This is a genomic window from Virgibacillus sp. Bac332 (assembly GCF_003667785.1).
Lineage (GTDB): Bacteria > Bacillota > Bacilli > Bacillales > Amphibacillaceae > Virgibacillus > Virgibacillus salarius.
Genome location: NZ_CP033046.1, coordinates 1,771,950 through 1,792,789, shown reverse-complemented (window position 1 = coordinate 1,792,789; position 20,840 = coordinate 1,771,950). Strand labels below are relative to the sequence as shown.

23 protein-coding genes are annotated in these 20,840 nt (G+C 36.2%); 9 read left to right on the top strand and 14 right to left on the bottom strand.

Features of this window, described 5'->3' with window-relative positions; all coding sequences use genetic code 11:
- Positions 1-92: 92 nt before the first annotated feature.
- The 4 genes from D9782_RS08575 to D9782_RS08560 all read right to left on the bottom strand — a co-directional run bounded on the left by D9782_RS08575 (position 93) and on the right by D9782_RS08560 (position 3,688).
- Positions 93-833, bottom strand: a complete 741-nt coding sequence (locus tag D9782_RS08575; protein WP_121604524.1) for a Type 1 glutamine amidotransferase-like domain-containing protein — start codon at positions 831-833, stop codon at positions 93-95.
- 360 nt (positions 834-1,193) lie between these two features.
- Positions 1,194-1,514, bottom strand: coding sequence for a thioredoxin family protein (locus D9782_RS08570; protein ID WP_026680331.1), 321 nt, complete (start codon positions 1,512-1,514; stop codon positions 1,194-1,196).
- Between the two features lie 72 nt (positions 1,515-1,586).
- Positions 1,587-2,396: a DUF368 domain-containing protein gene (locus D9782_RS08565; RefSeq protein ID WP_026680330.1), complete on the bottom strand. Its 810-nt coding sequence runs from the start codon at positions 2,394-2,396 to the stop codon at positions 1,587-1,589.
- Positions 2,397-2,548: 152 nt separating this feature from the next.
- Positions 2,549-3,688 (bottom strand): thiolase family protein, encoded by a 1,140-nt coding sequence (locus D9782_RS08560; RefSeq protein WP_026680329.1) that lies wholly within the window; start codon positions 3,686-3,688, stop codon positions 2,549-2,551.
- Positions 3,689-3,906: 218 nt separating this feature from the next.
- Between D9782_RS08560 and D9782_RS08555 the strand changes: the two genes are divergently transcribed.
- The 4 genes from D9782_RS08555 to D9782_RS08540 all read left to right on the top strand — a co-directional run bounded on the left by D9782_RS08555 (position 3,907) and on the right by D9782_RS08540 (position 6,455).
- Entirely contained in the window at positions 3,907-4,065 is a 159-nt protein-coding gene (locus D9782_RS08555) for a YfhE family protein (protein WP_080668632.1), read from the top strand.
- A 186-nt stretch (positions 4,066-4,251) separates the two neighbouring features.
- A complete protein-coding gene (locus D9782_RS08550) occupies positions 4,252-5,172 on the top strand; it encodes an ABC transporter ATP-binding protein (protein WP_026680328.1) in 921 nt (306 codons plus the stop codon).
- Position 5,173: 1 nt separating this feature from the next.
- On the top strand, positions 5,174-6,118 hold the full coding sequence (locus D9782_RS08545) for an ABC transporter permease (RefSeq protein ID WP_309299800.1): 945 nt from the start codon (positions 5,174-5,176) through the stop codon (positions 6,116-6,118).
- Positions 6,119-6,275: 157 nt separating this feature from the next.
- Complete coding sequence (locus D9782_RS08540; protein ID WP_121604523.1) at positions 6,276-6,455, top strand: hypothetical protein; 180 nt, start codon at positions 6,276-6,278, stop codon at positions 6,453-6,455.
- Between the two features lie 151 nt (positions 6,456-6,606).
- Here D9782_RS08540 and D9782_RS08535 read toward each other — a convergent pair whose 3' ends face one another.
- The 6 genes from D9782_RS08535 to D9782_RS08510 form a co-directional block, all read right to left on the bottom strand.
- Positions 6,607-6,879, bottom strand: a complete 273-nt coding sequence (locus D9782_RS08535; protein WP_026680325.1) for a YkvA family protein — start codon at positions 6,877-6,879, stop codon at positions 6,607-6,609.
- A 199-nt stretch (positions 6,880-7,078) separates the two neighbouring features.
- Positions 7,079-8,197 carry a PQQ-dependent sugar dehydrogenase gene (locus D9782_RS08530; RefSeq protein WP_240455829.1) on the bottom strand — a complete coding sequence of 373 codons (1,119 nt, stop codon included), beginning with the start codon at positions 8,195-8,197 and terminating at the stop codon, positions 7,079-7,081.
- Positions 8,198-8,325: 128 nt separating this feature from the next.
- On the bottom strand, positions 8,326-8,523 hold the full coding sequence (locus D9782_RS08525) for a hypothetical protein (RefSeq protein WP_121604505.1): 198 nt from the start codon (positions 8,521-8,523) through the stop codon (positions 8,326-8,328).
- Between the two features lie 529 nt (positions 8,524-9,052).
- Positions 9,053-10,882: a translational GTPase TypA gene (typA, locus tag D9782_RS08520; RefSeq protein ID WP_026682702.1), complete on the bottom strand. Its 1,830-nt coding sequence runs from the start codon at positions 10,880-10,882 to the stop codon at positions 9,053-9,055.
- A gap of 87 nt (positions 10,883-10,969) precedes the next feature.
- Positions 10,970-12,298, bottom strand: coding sequence for a sensor histidine kinase (locus tag D9782_RS08515; protein ID WP_121604522.1), 1,329 nt, complete (start codon positions 12,296-12,298; stop codon positions 10,970-10,972).
- Entirely contained in the window at positions 12,295-12,987 is a 693-nt protein-coding gene (locus D9782_RS08510; RefSeq protein ID WP_121604521.1) for a response regulator transcription factor, read from the bottom strand. Before D9782_RS08510 ends, D9782_RS08515 begins: the two co-directional genes overlap by 4 nt.
- A 305-nt stretch (positions 12,988-13,292) precedes the next feature.
- Between D9782_RS08510 and D9782_RS08505 the strand changes: the two genes are divergently transcribed.
- Entirely contained in the window at positions 13,293-14,651 is a 1,359-nt protein-coding gene (locus D9782_RS08505; protein WP_026682705.1) for a S1C family serine protease, read from the top strand.
- A 307-nt stretch (positions 14,652-14,958) separates the two neighbouring features.
- Entirely contained in the window at positions 14,959-15,741 is a 783-nt protein-coding gene (locus tag D9782_RS08500) for a hypothetical protein (RefSeq protein WP_121604520.1), read from the top strand.
- A 53-nt stretch (positions 15,742-15,794) separates the two neighbouring features.
- Here the strand turns inward: D9782_RS08500 and D9782_RS08495 are convergent, their stop codons facing one another.
- Together D9782_RS08495 and D9782_RS08490 are read right to left on the bottom strand one after the other, a co-directional pair.
- Positions 15,795-15,938, bottom strand: a complete 144-nt coding sequence (locus D9782_RS08495; RefSeq protein WP_240455849.1) for a zinc ribbon domain-containing protein — start codon at positions 15,936-15,938, stop codon at positions 15,795-15,797.
- Between the two features lie 137 nt (positions 15,939-16,075).
- Positions 16,076-16,744 carry a TraR/DksA C4-type zinc finger protein gene (locus D9782_RS08490; protein ID WP_026682708.1) on the bottom strand — a complete coding sequence of 223 codons (669 nt, stop codon included), beginning with the start codon at positions 16,742-16,744 and terminating at the stop codon, positions 16,076-16,078.
- Between the two features lie 270 nt (positions 16,745-17,014).
- On the opposite strand from D9782_RS08490, the gene D9782_RS08485 reads away from it, so the two are divergent.
- Positions 17,015-17,410 (top strand): YhjD family protein, encoded by a 396-nt coding sequence (locus tag D9782_RS08485; RefSeq protein ID WP_026682709.1) that lies wholly within the window; start codon positions 17,015-17,017, stop codon positions 17,408-17,410.
- Between the two features lie 74 nt (positions 17,411-17,484).
- On the opposite strand, the gene D9782_RS08480 is transcribed toward D9782_RS08485, so the two are convergent.
- Together D9782_RS08480 and D9782_RS23945 are read right to left on the bottom strand one after the other, a co-directional pair.
- Complete coding sequence (locus D9782_RS08480; RefSeq protein WP_051388441.1) at positions 17,485-18,402, bottom strand: ETX/MTX2 family pore-forming toxin; 918 nt, start codon at positions 18,400-18,402, stop codon at positions 17,485-17,487.
- A gap of 327 nt (positions 18,403-18,729) precedes the next feature.
- A complete protein-coding gene (locus D9782_RS23945; protein WP_371414011.1) occupies positions 18,730-18,915 on the bottom strand; it encodes an ORF6C domain-containing protein in 186 nt (61 codons plus the stop codon).
- A gap of 710 nt (positions 18,916-19,625) precedes the next feature.
- On the opposite strand from D9782_RS23945, the gene D9782_RS08470 reads away from it, so the two are divergent.
- Both D9782_RS08470 and D9782_RS08465 read left to right on the top strand, forming a co-directional pair.
- On the top strand, positions 19,626-19,970 hold the full coding sequence (locus tag D9782_RS08470) for a DUF4064 domain-containing protein (protein ID WP_026682710.1): 345 nt from the start codon (positions 19,626-19,628) through the stop codon (positions 19,968-19,970).
- A 23-nt stretch (positions 19,971-19,993) separates the two neighbouring features.
- Positions 19,994-20,536, top strand: a complete 543-nt coding sequence (locus D9782_RS08465; RefSeq protein WP_026682711.1) for a DUF4352 domain-containing protein — start codon at positions 19,994-19,996, stop codon at positions 20,534-20,536.
- The last annotated feature ends 304 nt before the right edge of the window (positions 20,537-20,840 follow it).

Genomic DNA, 20,840 nt, shown 5'->3' with positions numbered 1-20,840 from the left:
TCTTCGGACTCGTGCTGTTCCCGCCGGAGTCTCGCTTATTTCAGGTGCTAAAGAATGATTCTGATCAAAAAACGAACGATAATTAATTTCAACTAATCATCATTCATTTTTAATTGTTTCTCATTCTTTTGTCTCAGCCTCGTTTTTGTATGAGTAAAAGAAATCCTATCATTTGCTTGAATTTTTACTACATCTCCATTTTGTATTTGATAAATACCACAGCCTTCCGTTGCTTCTAATTTGCCATTAAGCAGGTAAATGCCTGCTCGTTCGTCTATTCCGTAATTATCGGAATCTATATGAGCTTGAACAGCTTGCTTTAAATGTTCCTCATCCTGCCACTGTGAGAAGTGAACGGCGATTACAAGCTTTGAAAGTAATCCTAGACCAGCTCTTTGTTGATAAATACCTTTCACATTATCTTTTGGCGAAATAATACAAAATTTAGGACTAATTAATGCCCCAGCTGAAAATCCCGCTACAGGGGCACCAAGCTCATACCGATGTTTAATTACATCGGAAATGGGTGAATCAACAATGTAATCAGCATAAAGGTTTGTATTTCCTCCGCCAATTAGAATTCCAGAGCTTTCTTTTACAGTATTTATGACAGTCTCTACTGGAGTACTCGGAAGCGGTAAATAATTAAAATTTCTAGCTCCTGCTTTCTCTAATAAATTTGTATATGTTGGCATATAAGCTCTCCAACCTTTTCGCTCGATAAAGAGGACGGATATAGAACCGGCAAATACATTACTTTGTTTCATAAAAAGACTAGCCATTTTACTAGTGAATGGTGGACCGCTACCAAAAAGAAATAGATGATTATCCATAGAGCACCTCTTTCCTTCAATTATTCATTTATACCTATAATAGGTCATGAAGACGTCAGTTGCATAGGTACCATCTCTAGTTAAGTTGTTACTGTTCGGTAACAAGCGATCAAAAAACTGCCGAGAAAAGCTTCTCGACAGTTTTTTATAGTCTAGGAAATTTAGGAATTATAAAATTTACCCATGTGGATAAATACGGGAATGTTGATGCTACGTCAAGCTCCAACGCCCAGAAACGAGGCGACTTCACGAATGGCCCTAATCTAAGTCAGCATTGGCTCGCAAGCACATCATGATTCCTTTATCTCCGTTAACTTGCTCCAGTCACTAGTTTCTAATCGGGCGCTTACGCTTTTGTTCTTATCCTAGTTGTTGATGAAGGAATTCCGTAACTGATTCCGGAGTCTTTGTATAGGCACTATGCTGGTGTGCCTTTTTCTCCCCATTTTGGAAAATTAAAATACTTGGAATTCCCATAACATCATATTTTTCTGCGATGCCTTTAACCTCATCACTATTAATTTCGTACCATTTATAGTTATTGAATTCCTCCAAAATATCACCGATAAACATATCCATTCGCTTACAGTCTGGGCACCAGTCTGCAAAAAACTTAATAATTACCGGCTCTTCATGTTGGATAATTTCATTAAATGCTTCTTCTGATTTAATTGGTTCCATGTCTATCCCTCTCTTTCCTACTACGTCCATTGTAACGATTTTTACGAACTTTGTCTTATTGTTTGCTCTATTTTAATATTCTACTCTTCCTAATATATAAGCAACGAAAAGTCCTCCAGCAAACGAAACAATACTAGTAAGCACTAACGCCGGAGTTTCAGGCCATCCAGGAAACACCACAAATACAGATCCAATAACCATACCAATTATTACGGCAAATGTTGCTGTCTTATGATGTGTTAGGAAATAGTTGATAATCTTACTCATAATAACAATTCCAATCACAATCCCAATTCCTGTGACTACTATAATATCTAACTGAAAGTTACTAATTGCACCGATGACAGTTGGATAAACTCCAAGTATCAGTAACATAAATGAACCACTTATTCCTGGTAAGATCATGGCACTACTTGCAATAAAACCAGATATAAATAACAATATATACGTGGTCGTATTTAATTGGGTTATAATGGCACCCTCATCTGCATTTAAGAAAAACATCGATCCAACAATGATAATCCCTATAACCAGCAACAGAATATGCCTACCTTTAAATGTCGACCTTGCTTCTGCTTTACGAAATAAATACGGCAGCACACCAATAATTAAGCCTAAAAAAAAGAATTGTGTCGGACCAGGATAATGCTCGAAAAGCCACTCTATGACATGACTTAAGAGTAGTATAGCTGTTGCGACACCAATACCTAATGGTACTAAAAAGCCTAATTGTTTTTTCCAATCTTTGCTTAGGAATCCATTAATAGCAGCTATTAATCTATCATATATTCCTAATAATACAGCAATAGTTCCACCGCTCACACCAGGGATAACATCACTTGCTCCCATCAGTATTCCACGATAAATATTTTTCCATTCCATATTATAATCTCCTTAACTAGCAAAAAGTACGTAAGGCTAAATTTGGACATCATTAGCCAACGATAAAAATATCATATCAAATATTAACTACATTTTATAGAATAAGTTCTATTATTTATGAAAATGAATCAGATTTTATCTTTCAACTAATTCTAAAGTCGCTCAATAATCGTAGCATTCGCCATACCCATACCCTCACAAATAGCTACTAATCCGTACTGCCCTTGAATACGCTCTAATTCATGAAGGAGGGAAACGAGTAGCTTTGTACCAGTTGCACCTAATGGATGCCCTAAAGCGATAGCCCCTCCATTTACATTTAATTTACGTTGATCTGCATTTAAATCATGTAACCATGCGATAGGTATAGACGCAAATGCTTCGTTTACTTCATATCGATCTATGTCATCAATGGAGAGGCTTGCTTTATTTAATGCCTGCTTTGTAGCAGCAATTGGTCCAGTCAGCATCAGTGTTGGATCAGAACCAATCACAGTGCGCGCAATTATTTTTGCTCTAGGTTCCAAACCGAGCATAGCTGCTTTCTCCTTCGACATGAGTAATACCGCACTTGCTCCATCACTCATTTGACTCGAGTTCCCTGCCGTAATTCTTCCTTCCTCCATAAAAACTGCTTTTAACTTAGCCAATGCTTCTAATGTAGTATCCCTACGAGGACCTTCATCTGTATCAAACACACTATCCTTTTCTTCACTATGTATAGGTACAATTTCCTTTTGAAACCGCCCCTGATCCACTGCATGGATTGCATGTTTATGACTCCTTAAAGCGTATGCATCCAGCATATTTCTCGATATATGCCAACGCTGTGCAATCTTTTCTGCGGAAACTCCTTGATTAACAATTTCATAATTAGCCGTTAGCTTGTTACTTGGCTTTGTTTCTCCAACATTAGAAAACATTGGTGCCCTTGTCATACTTTCCACGCCACCTGCAATAACTACTTCCATGTCTCCGGAAGCGATAGCTTGCGCTGCGAAATGAACTGCCTGCTGGCTTGAACCACATTGACGGTCAATCGTCACTCCAGGTACATGTACTGGAAATCCAGCAATCAAAGCTGCAGTTCTAGCAATATTACCTGCTTGTTCATTACATTGAGTGACACATCCTAAAATTACATCTTCAATTATATCCTTTTTTACTCCTGCTCGCTTTACTAGTTCCTCAAGAATAATGGCAGCAAGCTCATCGGAACGATCATTCTTTAACGCTCCCTTTCTTCTTCCAACTGCTGTCCTACATCCCTCTACGATTACAACTTCACGCATATCCCTTCCCCCTTCTGGAATGTATATTTCTATTATAACCCTTCAAACTTGTATTCTGAAAGTTTGAAAAAGAATTGAATTTTCGATGGGATACTAAGTTAAATGGATTCTCTTCTAACAAGGTGGGAACTTCTTGGTATTAATTAAAAATGAATGTTTTATTTTATACACACAGGGTAGATAAATGATGTAACCATTTTTAAGAAAGGATTTTTTAAATGAGAAATACACAATATCAACCAACGAAAAACAAGCAACTTTCTGATGCACAAGAAGTCCATTATTCCAAGGATTTCAAACAAGCCGACATCGCTGGTGGATATCGTAAGCCTCGTGTAAAGCAAGCAAAAAATGAAAATCCAGATTTAGTGAAATAGCATAGGTTGCTGATGGATTGACTGTTATCCAGGTTGAACATTCTTAATCATATTCCCCCCTTAAATAGAGTTCTCCAAGATGTACAAGCTATATGCCATACATTTTGGAGATTTTTTTATTTTATTGAAACAAATAATATTATTATTTCGTACTAGTTATTAGCAATTTTATTGGAGGTAGTATAGATGACTTTAGCAGCAATGGAATTAATCGATGTGAAAAGGTCAATTGGTAACAAAGAAATTATAAAGGGATTATCCTTTTCTATATATAAAGGAGAGGTCTTCGGTTTCATTGGCCCAAATGGCGCAGGAAAAACAACTACTATTCGTATGATGGTCGGTTTAATGAAACTGACAGATGGTGACATTCATATTTTGGGTAACAGTATTAAAACAAATTATAAAAAAGCGGTGCGTGAAGTTGGAGCGATTGTTGAAAATCCTGAAATGTACCCATTTATGAGTGGATGGCAGAATTTAATGCATTATGCAAGAATGATTCCTGGTGTTACAAAAGATAGAATTAATGAGGTAATTAATCTAGTAGGATTAGAGAAACCCATCCATGACAAGGTTGGAAAGTATTCCTTAGGTATGCGACAACGACTTGGTATTGCTCAGGCGCTACTTCACAAGCCTTCCGTATTAATTTTGGATGAACCAACAAACGGATTAGATCCCGCTGGCATTCGTGAAATCCGTCAATACATAAGGAAGTTGGCAAAAGAAGAAGATGTTGCAATTATTATCTCTAGTCACTTACTATCTGAAATTGAGCAAATGTGTGATCGGATTGGGGTTATAAAAAATGGTGAATTAATATCCATTCAAGATGTTGGTGAACAAGCATCCGTAGATAATCTTACCAAAATCCAAGTGGAAGTAACGCCACTGGAAAAAGCCAAGAACTTGCTTAAGGAACATTATGATATAGAAACAATTGTAATGGACAACGGCCTTTCCTTCCAAGGCGAGAAAGAAAAAATACCTGCAATCATAAAAACGTTTGTTGAAAATGATTGTTCTATTTATCAAGTTAGCGTAACAAAAGGGACGCTAGAAGATCAATTCTTTGAACTGATTGGAGAGAATACCATTGAGTAGAATGTTAAAACTTATTTATAATGAACAACTAAAAATATATATTCGTAAATCAACATGGGCTATGTACATTATATTAGGCGTCATCATTATTGGTTTGGCAGTTATGACAAATAGCTTTGGCGAATTAGGTGAACAATATCAAGGTGATGATTGGCAGGAAGTACTACAGCAGGAAAATAAAGAATTGCAGAAAGAAGGAGAAGAGGACGAATTTGTAGGTAGCTTAAACGCAAGTATCATCGAGGAGAACAATTATTACTTAGACAATAATATTCAACCAACACCCTACGGTGCTTGGCAGTTCCTAAGGGAAAACATGTTGCTACTTTCCGTAGTAAGCTTATTGACAATTATAATTGCAGCTGGAATTGTTGCAAATGAATTTCGCTGGGGTACCATTAAACTATTATTAATACGACCAATCAGTCGTAGTGGTATATTATTATCTAAATATATTTCTGTCTTATTATTTGCCTTATTTACATCCATTTTTGTTTTTCTATTCTCCTTTATTATTGGCGCAGTATTCTTTGGTGTGGAAGGAATGAATCCATCCATAGTAAGTAACGAAGCTAGCGGTTATACGACTATTTCATTAATACCAACTATTTTCTCAGAATATGGATACAGTATGGTCAACCTTGTAATGATGACAACTTTCGCATTTATGATATCTACCGTATTCCGTAATAGTGCGTTAGCAATTGGTACTGCCATTTTCCTCATGATGGCTGGGAATTCGATTGTAGGCTTTTTCCAAGATAAGGAATGGGCAAAATATATCTTATTTGCAAATACAGATTTAAGTCAATATGCAGATGGTAGAACACCATGGGTCGAAGGCATGACATTAGGATTTTCCATCACAATGTTAATTATTTATTATGTAGTATTCATCCTTTTATCTTGGTTATTTTTCACGAAACGAGATGTAGCAGGACAATAGAAAAGTGTTTTCAGCAATTTTCTATCCATTTTTCTTGGTTAGAACAATTCGTTCTAACCAAGAAAAAACATTATGATATAAATTTTACGAAACACATATTATAATAGATGCATACCATACTATTGAACTATTGACCTTAGCAATCGGGGTGTTTTTCGTGAAACGATACTTTACAGTATTTTTTATTGGATTGAGTGCTATTATATTAGTTGTTGGGCTAAGAACTAACTTCCAATGGAACGGAATTGTTTCTTGGGGATTGTCCTTTATATTCCTTTTATTTGCAGCTTATTTTACGAAGTATATTCCGAATGAGAAAGAGCGTAACAAGCATTAGACAATCCAACAATATCATTTTATTTTTTGAGATACTCCATCGGGCTGAGACATATTTACCAGCCCGTCTTTATTTAAATCAACCCCCGTTCTTCAGTTACGCACCATTGTCAAGGCGTTCATTTTTTAAACACTTTTGCCCTCCAACGCTATTAAAATGAATATTTCTCCTTTAACGATTGAGGTGCCATTTTCACCATCCATTGAAGTAAGAAAATTGCTACCGTCACATCATCCAGTAAGCCAAATCCTAATAAAAAATCTGGAATTAAATCGAATGGTAGAAGAAAATAACCGATGATAAAGCCTGCAAATAATAATTTCTTTGCTGTTGCAATATCCTCAGCAATGAAAAAGTCTTTTATAAACGGGACAGAACGAGGAAATGTAAATAAGAAACGTATTCTTCTTAATACCTTTTTCATGAGTAAAGCACTTCTTTCTATCTAATGTCTTCGATAATTTACCGATTGTACTTAAAAAGCTATTATATATTCTATATTGTCCTCCTAATGCGCCGACGATATACTAGGCTGTATTCCTATGATGTTCATTATGACCTATTCATTTCAGTTGTAAAACTACAGGATGAAACAAAGAGGTTCTAATTGTAAACAAAAACCATTATTGATGAAGCTGATTTTCTGGAATTGTTATATAAATCAACTTGTCATCCTCCTGTGATGGGCTCCCTCTCCCATCAGTATTATTGGTAATTACATATAACCCATGTTGATCTGCAAACACATCACGTATTCTTCCGATATCTGAAATAACCTCCACTTCACTTCCAGTCATTGGGTTAAATTGACGAAGTGCCTCTCCTCTTAATGATGCAAAATAGAAGTTTCCATGTAAATTAGCCATTCCAGAAGGTGCCCACGTCTGTTCGTTCGAGTGTACAATCGGCTGCTCCATCCCATCTTGCGCTTCATCTCCCTGAATAATTGGCCAGCCATAGTTGTTACCAGCTTTTATATGATTAATTTCATCATGTGCATCGGAGCCATGTTCCGTAGCGTATAATTGCCCCTCCACATCCCAAGCAAGTCCTTGAGGATTACGATGACCATAAGAATACACATACGAATTACCAAAAGGATTATCTTCTGGGACAGTCCCATTTAATTCCATCCGTAATATTTTTCCTGCTAAACTATTTTTACTTTGTGCCAATTCTGGATTCGTCGCATCTCCAGTTGTAATATATAGCCGATTATCTGGTCCTATTTCTAACCTTCCACCTTGGTGATATTCACCACCCGGTATTTCATCGATCATACGCTCTGTCTCTATCCAGTTACTTTCTTTTTCCTCTATTTTAACCACTCTTTGAAAATAAGCTCCACTTTTTTCGTAGGAATAGTAAGCAAATGCTGTTTGTGTTGATGAAAAATCTTCTGGAAATGCCAGCCCTAATAAGCCAGCCTCCGATTGCTGAGATAAATCTGCAGCAAACTCCACTCGCTTGCGCTGTACCTTTCCTTCCTTTACTGTAACAATATGACCTGTTCGTTCACTAATATAAATACGATCATCTACAACCTCGATCTCCCATGGCTCTTGTAGGTTAGTTGCTAGTACTCTACGCTGATCACTTGAGGTAGTTACGTTCTCTTTTTCCTTTTCAGGTTGTTGATTTTTTTGATCTGCAAAATCGCTTTCATCTTCCGTACAGCCCGTTAAAAATACCATTACAACAAGTACTATAAGAAAAAAAATGAAGTTACGGATTGTTAACACCTCAACATATGATTATTTTTGTTTAGTATTCCCATTCGTATATAAGAAAAACGGAGCAAAATTCGCTCAGTCCTTATCACTACATGCTCAGATTTACGCTTTCTCTAGTAGCTATTATGGAATAATAGCTACTGCTTGACCGCCACTCCGGCTGCCCACTTCCCTTTCCGTGGGGTTTGTCCTTCAGCTAACTTTTTTAGCAAAACCCGCTCAAAAAAGTGGATCTTCAGGTCAAACATTTCCCACAGGAGTTGAAGTGGCCGGCCTTCGCTATTATCAGGCTCTACAACGCTAGCATGAAGTAACACAGCTGCTTTTATACTCACGGATAGCGATTTTCACTTTAACCATTGTAAAAAAAGTCAACCTATTACTTATGACAAGAATTGTTGCACCTTCTCATAGCGGAGACTAATTACGTAGACTCCTGTGGGCTTAGCGCGAGCCGAAAATCCACTTTGCAACGTGTTCTTCTTTGCAAAGTTAGTTGAGGCCGCGCCCGCGGAAAGCGAAGTAATTAGTCGGAGCATTGCCAATATACATCAAATTTCAAAACAACTACTTGGCTTAACGCAGTCATTGCACTGATTTTATACTTTCTTAACTTAGCACAAAAGCGCAAGCGCCCGAATAGAAACGTAGCGACTGTCAACGGAGATAAAGGAAGCACGATGAGCTTGCGAGCCGATGATGACTTAGATTAGGGCGATTCGTGAAGTGGCCTCGTTTCTGGGCGCTGGAGCTAGATGCAGCTCAACACTCCCCATATTTAACCACATGGGCAAATTTTATAATTTCCTAAACGATAAGCAAAAACACCAAAAGTAATCCATCTACTTTCGGTGCCTTCATCCTTTAGCCTAGCTTATTTTTCTTTGCTGCTTTCTCTCGCTCATTTTTATTTAAGATTTTTTTACGTAATCTTACCGACTCAGGTGTTACTTCACAATATTCATCATCATTTAAATACTCAATAGCTTCTTCTAGAGACATATCACGAGTTTTTCTAATGGTTGCGGTTTGGTCTTTTGTAGCAGAACGCACATTTGTTAAGTGCTTTTCTTTGGTAATATTTACAGTTAAATCATTGTCACGATTATGTTCACCAACAATCATACCAGCATAAACTTCTGTTCCTGGATTAACAAAAATAACGCCACGATCTTCTAATTGCATAATCCCATAAGTAGATGCTTTACCATTCTCAAGAGCAACAAGTACTCCTTCTCTTCTACCACCAACTTGACCTTTAATCACGGGTTCATAATTATCAAAGGTATGGTTTAGAATCCCATAACCACGTGTTTGTGACATAAATTCAGTAGAGTAGCCTAATAACCCACGAGATGGAACTTTAAATTCTAACCGAACTTGTCCATTCCCTTGGTTTACCATATCAAGCATTTCACCTTTTCTTGCACCAAGTGATTCCATAATTGCACCCGTATATTCTTCTGGAACATCAACCTGTACACGTTCTACTGGCTCACACGGAACGCCATCAATTTCTTTAATGATTACCTGTGGTTTAGACAACTGTAATTCATAGCCTTCCCGCCGCATGTTCTCAATTAGAATGGATAAGTGGAGTTCACCACGACCAGAAACAACCCAAGCATCTGGAGAGTCTGTCGGTTCAACTCGTAAACTGACATCTGTCTCTAATTGCTTCATCAAGCGCTCTTCTATCCTACGTGAAGTGATATATTTACCTTCCCTACCAGCAAATGGACTATTATTAACAAGGAAAGTCATTTGTAGTGTTGGCTCATCAATTCGTAGCCAAGGTAATGCTTCCGGATGATCCTGCGGACATATCGTTTCACCAACATTAATGTCCTCCATACCTGCTACTGCAACTATATCGCCTGCTACTGCTTCTTGAATTTCTATTCGTTTTAAGCCAATAAATCCAAACAGTTTAGTAATGCGGAATGATTTTTGAGTACCATCCTTTTTAAGGACAACCACTTGCTGACCAACACTTATTTTTCCTCTAACTACTCTACCGACTCCAATTCTTCCAACGTAATCATTATAGTCAAGTAACGTAATTTGGAACTGTAGTGGATCTTCACGATTATCTACTGGTGCTGGAATATGCTCAAGAATAGTCGTAAATACTGGATCCATTGTTTCCTCTTGTTCCTCAGGTTCAAGACCCGAGGTACCATTTAATGCAGAAGCATATACAACAGGAAATTCTAATTGCTCATCATCTGCACCTAATTCAATAAATAAATCAAGCACTTCATCAATTACTTCATGTGGGCGTGCATTAGGACGATCAATTTTATTAAGCACAACAATTGGTGTTAGTTTTTGTTCTAATGCTTTCTTCAACACAAATCGTGTTTGTGGCATTGTCCCTTCATAAGCATCAACAACTAATGCAACTCCATCCACCATCTTCATAATACGTTCTACTTCTCCACCAAAATCTGCGTGCCCTGGTGTATCTAGAATGTTGATGGCTGTATCTTTATATTTAATCGCTGTATTCTTTGCCAAAATTGTAATCCCACGTTCTCTTTCAATATCACCGGAATCCATAGCACGTTCATTGACCTGTTCATTTTCACGGAAAGTCCCAGAATATTTTAAAAGCTGATCAACTAATGTTGTTTTACCATGGTCTACATGGGCAATAATAGCGATGTTGCGAATATCTTTTCTTAATTGCATACGTACGCTCCTCTATTCTTTACGAGATGATTCAAACCATTCAATTATAACACAATAACCAGCATAGAGTAAAAGTTTTAAAAATAATCAACCGGTAAAAACAATTTTAAATTTTGCTCCTCCTAATTCGGAACGCGCAACCGTAATTTTCCCTCCTGATTGCTCTATAATAGCACGGGCTATTGCTAGACCCAGTCCAGTTTCGCCACCTTTACCTTTTACAAATCGATGAAAAATATGCGGTATTAATTCTTCTGGTACTCCATCCCCGTCATCTTCAATCATAATTACAACCTTCTTATTTTGTTTTGTAATAGTAAGCCGAACTAACGATTTCGAATGACGAATCCCATTAAATGCCAGATTTACTAAAGCACGTAATAGTTTCTCTCCATCTGCATACAATTCTGGAGAACCATCGATGGCATGTTCTAATTCAATTCCTTTTTCACTTACTAATGGTAATGCTCTATCAACTACCTGCTCCATAATTTGTGATAGTTGGAGTTTCTCAGGATTATAAACATCTGGTTCACTGTCTAGTTTAGCAAGCAAAATCATTTCATTAATGATCTTTTTCAACCGGTTTACTTCAGAAACCATAACTTCTAGACCTTTCGCTTCCTCTTTCTCATCAAAAATTTTATCTCTAATGCCTTCTGCATATCCCTGTATTGTCATTAATGGTGTTTTGAGCTCATGACTCGCATTTTGGAAAAAGGTTTGCTGTGAATTAATGTATCGTTGTAATTCGTTTGCCATTTCATACACGCTTTGTTCCACTTCCTTGATTTCTCCTGTTGCATTAATTCGATCCATCGAATCAAATTGTCGCTTTTCGATTTTCTTCAGTTGTCGTTTTAATTGGGAGAGCGGTGTTACTAATTTACGTGTGAAGAAATAACTGATGATCGTTGCAGCAACTCCACCAATCAAAAATACAATTAACAACCGAAATATAAAATTCTGTTGAACTACCTCAATATCACTTAATGGTGTTAGCAAGATTAATTCTAATCCAGTACTTTCCGGTACAAGCAGAATACGAGAAGTTACATACTTGTCATTTTTATATTCCCATAATGATTTACTTGTATCTGCAAAATCATTGGATTTAAAGAATTCAGTTGCTACACTATTGGATAGCGTAGAATAAAAAACTGCATTCTGATTGCGGTCATAAAGAAAAAGTTGTAAATCCTGATCCTGAAGGAAGCTATTTAAGTTTTGAATATCGGGTCTTCCATATTGCTCATTTAATACTTCAATAAGAAGGTCACCTTTTTGTTTTAATTGTCGTTGCTCGTCTTGGATAAGCATATCTAAAATTAATGAATAAATGAAATAGCCTGTAACTGTCATTACTACGAGTAATAAGGCAGTAAAGGCAGCATTCAATTGGGATTGTAGCTTCATTCTGCTTCTCCCTCATAGCGAAGTCGATAACCGTATCCCCAAACAGTCTCCAATGGCAAATCAGGTAGTTTTTTTCGAATTCGTTTAACAAGGTCATCGACCGCACGATCACTACCAAAATAATTATTTCCCCAAATTTTAATTAACAGTTCCTCTCGTGAAAATGCCCTATTTACATTCTCCGCTAGGATTAGCAACATATCAAATTCTTTTGTCGTAACTTCAAATTCATCCGTATTAAAAAATATTCGTCGTTCATTTTTATCAATCACCAAATGATCTACAGTTATTTTCTCCTGCGTCATATCTTTTTGTTCTTGTACGATGACAGATCGTTTAAATAATCGCTTAACTCTAGCTACAAGCTCCCTTGGACTGAATGGCTTTGTTAAATAATCATCACCACCAAGTTCTAATCCAAGAATTTTATCAATTTCCTCATCTTTCGCAGAGATAATAATAATTGGTACTTCACTTTCATTACGTATCTTTTTGCAAAACTCGTAACCATCCATACCAGGAAGCATAATATCTAGGATCCACATATCTGGTGGTTCATTCATCCAAATCTCCCAAGCATCTTCTGCTGTTTCCGATAAGGTTACGTTAAATCCTTCTTTCTTAAGATAAGCAGAAACGATATTTTGAATATTTGGGTCATCTTCAACGATGCCAATATGATAGTTCATGTTTTGCCACCTTTTCCCGAAATTAATTACTTCTATTTTCACATAAATCCTGCATGATGAACACTTAAATGTTTTTACACATTTTTTCCACATTTATACCAAATGAATCCCAAACTGCTTGGCTACAATAAATGTATCAATGGTAACTTCATTCATACGCAGCATGACTGCGTGAGGAAGTGACCGTTTACTTATATTCAGGCTAAGGGACAGTATTTATAAGCGTCTCCCCTACTCCCCTCGACGTTTGTAGATGCTTGTCTCGATAGCCTGTGTTTAAAATTTGTCATAAAGGGTGAGCTAAAATGGATTATAAAGACGAAAATCAGAACAAAGATTTTAGTGGTTACTCTAATGAGCAGGAATCTATTGACGAACAGCCATTATCAGATAATCAACATATACGGGATGAATCCCAAAATAATGCAGATACCGGTACTACCGAAACATATATAGCCTCCAAGGAACGCAATAAACCTCCTAAAAATAAATCTGCGCTACACTTTATCCTTGGAGGACTGTCAGGTGGTATCGTATCTGTAGTGCTCATAGTAGCATTAGTATTAACCAATGTAATCCCATTAAATCAACAAGGTAATAATGGCAACACTGCTTCCGATAATGGGAACAAAACAGCTGACGTTATAAAAACACTTGCCTCCGATGATGCAAATGTTGCTACTAATATTGAAGAGACATCACAAGCTGTGGTAGGAGTAATCAATATGCAACAGCAAAGCGTTTGGACAGAAAGCCAAGAAGCCGGAACTGGATCAGGAATTATTTATAAAAAGGAAAACGGCAAGGCATATATTATCACTAATCAACATGTGGTTGCAGGAGCTAAGGAAGTAGAGATAGCACTTAATTATGAAGAAGAACGCCTTAATGCTACCGTATTAGGTACGGATGAACTAACTGATTTAGCTGTCCTGGAGGTAGATGGAGATAAAATTACGACTGTTGCAAATATGGGATCATCAAAAGATTTAAAGGTTGGAGAAACTGTAATGGCTATTGGTAACCCTCTTGGTATGGAGTTTGCCAATACAGTTACAAAAGGTGTCGTAAGTGGATTAAATCGTTCGATCGATATTGACACTAATGGTGATCGACAACCAGATTGGGTAACCGAGGTTATTCAAACAGACGCGGCAATTAATCCAGGAAATAGTGGCGGAGCATTAGTAAATGAAAATGGTGCGGTCATCGGAATAAATTCCATGAAAATTGCCCGTCAAGAAGTGGAAGGTATCGGTTTTGCGATTCCAGTAGATACAGCACTACCAATTTTGGAGCAATTAGAGAAAGATGGCGAAATTAAACGACCTTTAATAGGAATAAGTACAGCTGCTCTTAGTCAGGTACCACCGCAATATCGCAGTGAAATTGCATTACCTGAGGATGTAAAAGGTGGAATGGTAGTAGCAGATGTGCAAAATGGCTCCGCAGCAGACAAAGCTGGGCTACAACAATTTGACGTCATTACAAAAATTAATGGAAACGAAATTACTTCGATACTAGAGTTACGTCAATTTTTGTATTCAGATGCAACAGTTGGAGAAAAAGTTGAAATAGAGTATTATCGCGGCGGAAAAAAACAAACCGTAGAATTAACCTTACAAGCGCAAGAAAATAATACAGAAAACGCAACAAACCAATAAGTATTCAAACAAACGCTTGATGAACATACCTAGACTGTCGAGAAATGCTCTTCTCGGCAGTTTTTTATTATGGGAAAGAAAGATTACGCTTAGCCCATCGTTCACATTAAGGGCGCTATACTGTTTATATCGCTATGCTTCACCCGAGCATACAGAGAAAAAACGATATTATCCATTGAAGCAAGAAGTTAATTTCACTTATAATGAAAAAATAGTAATGAAAAAACAAGGAATATTACTAATTATGTCGAAGTTAGTTCTGGAAGAGTTATACTACATACAAATACATATAAAGGAGTGATTAATTATGCTATGTCCAAGTTGTGGACAAGAAACAGAGAAAGGAAAGTTTTGTACCAACTGTGGTGCTCTCTTAGCAGATGAGCCAGCAGCATCTGCGGAGCCAGAGGAAAATAAAGAACAGGAAATCCATCATGAGCAGGCTCATTCAGGTGCATCACAAAAGAAGGAAAATGATTTCACAGCCACTGTAAAAAAAGAATCGGCAAATTTTGGAGCCTTTTTTATCCGATTAATAAAGGCTCCTAGCAAAGCCAAAAACATAACGGGTCATGAATTAGTGCCTGGTGTTATTACAATGGTTTTATTTTCCGTCTTGATTGCTTTAGGTACCTATTTGGTGATGATGCAAATTGGTAGTATGTTTATGACCGTTAATTTTTTAGATGGATTTATTCTTCCACTCTTACAATTTCTTGTTTTATTTGTGATTGTTTCCGGATTAACATTTGCGGCTTCGAAGCTAACAGCGCAATCATTAACCATCTATGATGTATTAGCCAAAACAGGTGCATATACTGTTCCATATATGTTTATTTATGTTCTTGGTATATTACTTAGCTTAATTAATTTACCATTTGCAGGTACGTTCTTTTTCGTTAGTTTACTTGGACCCATTTTATTTATCCCTACACTAATCCTGTTAGAAAAACCTGCAAAAGGCTATGACAGAATATATGTGTTAATCGGATTATATTTAGTTTCGTTTATCCTATCCGGTCTTTTACTACAAAACGTAGTCGGAACATTTTTTGGCGGTTTCATGGATAGCATATTTAGTGGTTTCTAATTATAAAAATAACACCCCTTTTTTCAAGTCATATGAAATAGGGGTGTTTTTACTTATCCGAAGAAGAGATCAAAGATGTTACTACCGGTAGAGCTCTTCTTATTATAGAATTCAGAATACCCACAGTTCTTGCAATAGACGACTATAAACTGATTATGCTGCATATCAAACATCTTTGATAAGCCCGTTCCAGTCATTGCAACTTCCTTTTGATCCGCATCCGTACTTCCACATTTAATACATCCATTATTTTCATTCAATTTCGATCACTCCTTATATCGTAATACGAAATGAGGAGCAAAAGGTTTCACATCTTCATGTATGCCAAATATACCTAATCCAAATCTTCTTCGTACTTATTATGATTTGCTGCTGGATGTGTATACTTACCATGAATATCAGCTGCTAGAAATTCTTCTACACTTTCTACAGCACCTGGCGCTCCATCACTATTCGGATACATTTCATCATAGTTTTCTCTATCTCCATATAAGTCAGAAGGCGTTTCAGATGTACCGTATACACTTACCTCCTGCCAAGCATCTTCTGCGTCATATTCAACCTGTAATTCCTCAGACGTATCATCGGGATTAATATTGGGACTATACACCTCTTCTTCTATTGTACGATGCTGTTTAAACACATTATTATTGGCGTGCTCTATACAACGATCTGCAGTTGGGATAGCAGCCAATCGCTCGTAAGGTATATCTGCCCCACATTCGCTACAAATTCCATATGTTCCCTCTTCAATCGCATGTAAGGCTGCATTTATTTCTTCTAATTCTCGCTCTGCATGTTCATTTAAAGCTAGATCCTTTGATCTTTCGAATAACTCTGATGCCGTATCACCTGGATGATTATCATAATTAGACAGCTCCCCAACTGATTCCTGGGCTGTCTCTAACGTCATCCCGAGATGGTCTTGTACATGATTAATTAGTTCTGTTTGTCTATTTAATAAGGCCGACTTGCATGCCGCTAATTCTTGGTTCGAAATCATGAAGATCGTCCTCCATTTTTATAAATATGTAATTATACTATGCACAAGATTGGACAACGACATTCTTTATTTTTGCTCCCAAATCATGTCAATAAGTAAATAGGTGTTTTTCACTTTCTTCACAATATTTTTTGGGTATATATAACACTTTATCGGACATAGTGTAATAATATATTTTGCTTATTTACGTTTTTTATTTATTATCGTTACATATTATAAAGTGTCACATCATATGCTAAAATAAGAACAAATGTTCTTAAGGGTGATTAAATGAATACTGAATTAAAACAGCTAATACAGGATTTTATTGTAATACCAATGGCTATAAAAGTTTATGAACAAGATAAAAAGCTTATTGCTGCTGATTTTACTATGGCTAATTTGTACATTAGTATGATTGATGCAGTGATAGATCGATTAAGACAAGTGCAAATTGAAACAAAGAAAAAACTTTATACGAAGTATCATGTCGATGTGAAAAGAGTTGGTAATACAAGTTATAAGTGGCTAAGCCGTGGCGAATCTGGATTAATTGAATTCACGCCGCAGGAACTAAGGGAAATGACAAGGGACATCATGGAAAAGTATATGTACGGTACAAAGTTTAAATTGAAAGATGGATTTGTGGATCAATTGAGAAGATTAGAGAAGGAAAACCCTCGCTAAAATGCGAGGGTTTATTTTTTACATAGCTCTTCCGTACTGGTTCAGCGAAAAAGATATTATCTAACTAAATGTTCTCAAAATGCTACTTTTCTGGTTTCTACGAGTTTATTTCCATCTGTTATATCATAAATATTTACTACTAATTTGCTACCGAAAACACCATTTGCTTGAGATACCCCTTCAAAATGCATCTGATTAGACTGTGCATTAATCGTAATGTCTTGGACTTTACTTTTTCCAGAATCAGATAAGCTATTCCAGCAGTATCCCGTATCTTCATTAAACTGATATTTTTTCGTATGTGGTGTTCCTTTATAATCTATCCACATACCCTTAGTGTGAATATTTGTTCGAAGGTTACTACCCACTGCTTTATAGTAAACAGGACCTTTGTAACTCTGTTGTTCAAGATAAGTAGTTGCTTTATACTTTTTATGAGCTGGTACCTTTACATTTTGTGCTGGTGCAGTCAACGTTATGGTTTCTGTATTTGTAGTAGTTTTTGTATCAGAAGAGTTAAACACACCTGTTACTTCCGTACCTTCTTTTAAAATCAATGGCAACTTAAAAATTTTTCCTTTTCCATTGATAGAAAATCCTCTTGTCATCGAAGTACTAGTAGTTTCTGTTACTGTTTTAGTATAGGTGGCTGTATTAAACGATTGCTCTGTGTCTGTTGTATTGTTGAATTCATTATGTCCTAAATACAACGGGGTGACATCTTCAAATTTGAAGTCGCTTCTTACGCTGTTAGGATCAACTTCAAGATTGAAATTTGTAGTGACGCTGGTTGGTTTGTCATAAAGAGTATACATACTATCACGAATAGTACCTGCCAAACGTTCATCATAGTAAATATAACCTATGTCATCTAATTTTTTATTTAAATCTACAACTATGATTCCTTGTCTCGCATTATTAGCATTTTCAGCAAATGCTTTTTCTGATAATCCTGAAGTTACATCCACGCCTTCTAAAGTTTTTTTATTCATAATACTACTACCTCCTATTTATTATTTCGAATAAATTACCTTATTAACCCTCATTTAGAAATTTATTACATTAATTACGAAATATACATTAAATTCCATGAAATTTAAATATTATTTAAATTATCAAATATTTAAATAATAACTAATGATTTCTTTCATAGGTTATCGATATAATAGAGCATTATTAATTAAGCATTCAACCTTTTCCATATCACTCTAGATGAAGAATACTTTCTAACTATTTGGGGAATTTACTTTCTACTGTTGAAACGGCTGAAAGCTGAAATATTAGGAATAAGCAAAAACTTTTCTAAAAAAACGTAAATACTAGCCAAAAAGGGAGAAATTAGCTGAAAATACTTTGAAAGCCATATTTTTATATGGAGGTGATGATTTACCACCTAGCGCTTCTATAACAACTCGTTTGCCTTCTTTGTTAAGAGTGAGTTCTTGCGCTCCGTCTGCACGCATAGTTTCTTCAAGGTTTGTAATGCGCTCATAAGGCTGTTCGATCTTTTCATTGTGTTCAATAGATAGTTTGATAAAAGCCTTGAGTTGCTCTTTATCTGATAGAACTGTTGACTACCATGTCACAACCTTTTTTAGTAATTAAGAAACATGGACGAATTCATTTGATTCTCTCCTAATTAATTTTTTATTGCATGTTTAGCAATGTCATTACTAAAAAATATCCAACAGGTAAATTGAAAAATTCTGTAATGGTGTGTATTTCTTCTAAAAATGATTGATGACCTGATTCTTATCGGTAAAGATATAGTGTTTTCAATCCGATTAACTCTGCCATATCACGTTGAGGCAATTTGTTTTCTTTACAAAGTAGTTTGATTTTCTCAAGGTTTATTTTTTTATTTTGACACCTTCTTATATTGCTTTTTTCGTAAGTTATTCACTAAAATATACATTGCATTAATCGCAATACCGATAAACATTATGCATATTTGGCAATTTATTTTCCTATTTCTGCAATAATGTTATATTAGATAAGAGATAATCATTCAAAGCTTTCCGTAACAACCCATCATTAGAAAGATGGTACAGACAGCTTCCAAAAAATAAAGAAGAAGATTTAAGACGATTAAAAAAAATATGGGAAACATTCAAGGAGTTTGATGAATAGGGTAATCACTATGCAAATGTATATAATTTAGCATACATTTGTATGGATTACATATAAAACTAAATTCTCAAAGGGGGGAGTATGCATGCGTACTACTGAATTTGTACTAGGACTAATTGGAGGTATTTTTGGATTTATTGCATCTATTATGGCTTTATTCATCGGTGGAGTTGATGCCGCATTTAGTGAATCTGGTACAAGCGAAGTCATTGGTCTAGGTTGGGCAGGATTTCTATTTTCTGCACTAGCTATTGTTGGTTCAGTTGTGGTTAGATCGAAGGCTAAAGTTGGGGGCATATTGTTATTGATTTCCGCTATAGGCGGTTTGATAAGTATCTCTATGTTCTATTTAGTTTCAGCAATAATGATAGGTATCGCCGGATTAATGGGAGTATTTAAAAAAGACAAAGAAAATAAAATGGCTGCATAAGCAAACAAAAGGGGGCAATTATATTGAAAAAGATTTTATTGTTATCGTTTCCATTAGTATTAATTTTTATGTTAGTAGCTTGTGGTGAGGCAGAAATCAAAGAAGCTGGCGCAGATGACGGAGAAAAAACTAGTGATGATTCCGCAGACAAAAAAGAAAAACCAAAGACACAAGAACTAGCAATTGGCGATGCCGTTGAATTTGATGGCATGAAAATAACTCTGAACGAGGCAAGAATTGAACCAGGTGGAGATTTTGACGAACCAGAAAATGACCAATTTGTAGTAGTTAATCTAACAGCTGAAAATAATACTGACGAAGAACAAACCATGTCCTCTATGATGAACGTTGAACTAAAAGACGTGGATGGTTATTCATATACAACAACGATATTAACAGAAGGCGTTAAAGCGCAATTTGATGGAACTATAGAACCGGGCGGAACACTAAGAGGTGAAATTCCTTTTGATGTTCCTGAATCAGATAGTTATGAATTACATTTTTCTGATCCTTTTAAATCTGGTAAAGCAATTTGGAAAATACCAGCTGAAAAATTAAGCAAATAACTGTCTTTTAGAGGCAGAGACAAACGAATGAAGAAACATCAAAAACGAACGATGATTAGTTTAAACTAATTATCGTTCGTTTTTTGATCAGAATCATTCATTTAGCACCTAAAATAAGCGAGACTCCGGCGGGAACAGCACGAAACCGAAGATCCACGTGGTAACGTGTTTTTCTTTACCACGTTAGCTGAAGCCGTTCCCGTGGAAAGCGCGTATATTTTCACGGTACGGCGATGATACTCCTATTGATAATATAATTATTCGTATTTTAAGTAAAGAAGTTGTGTTTTTGCCCCAGCCTCTA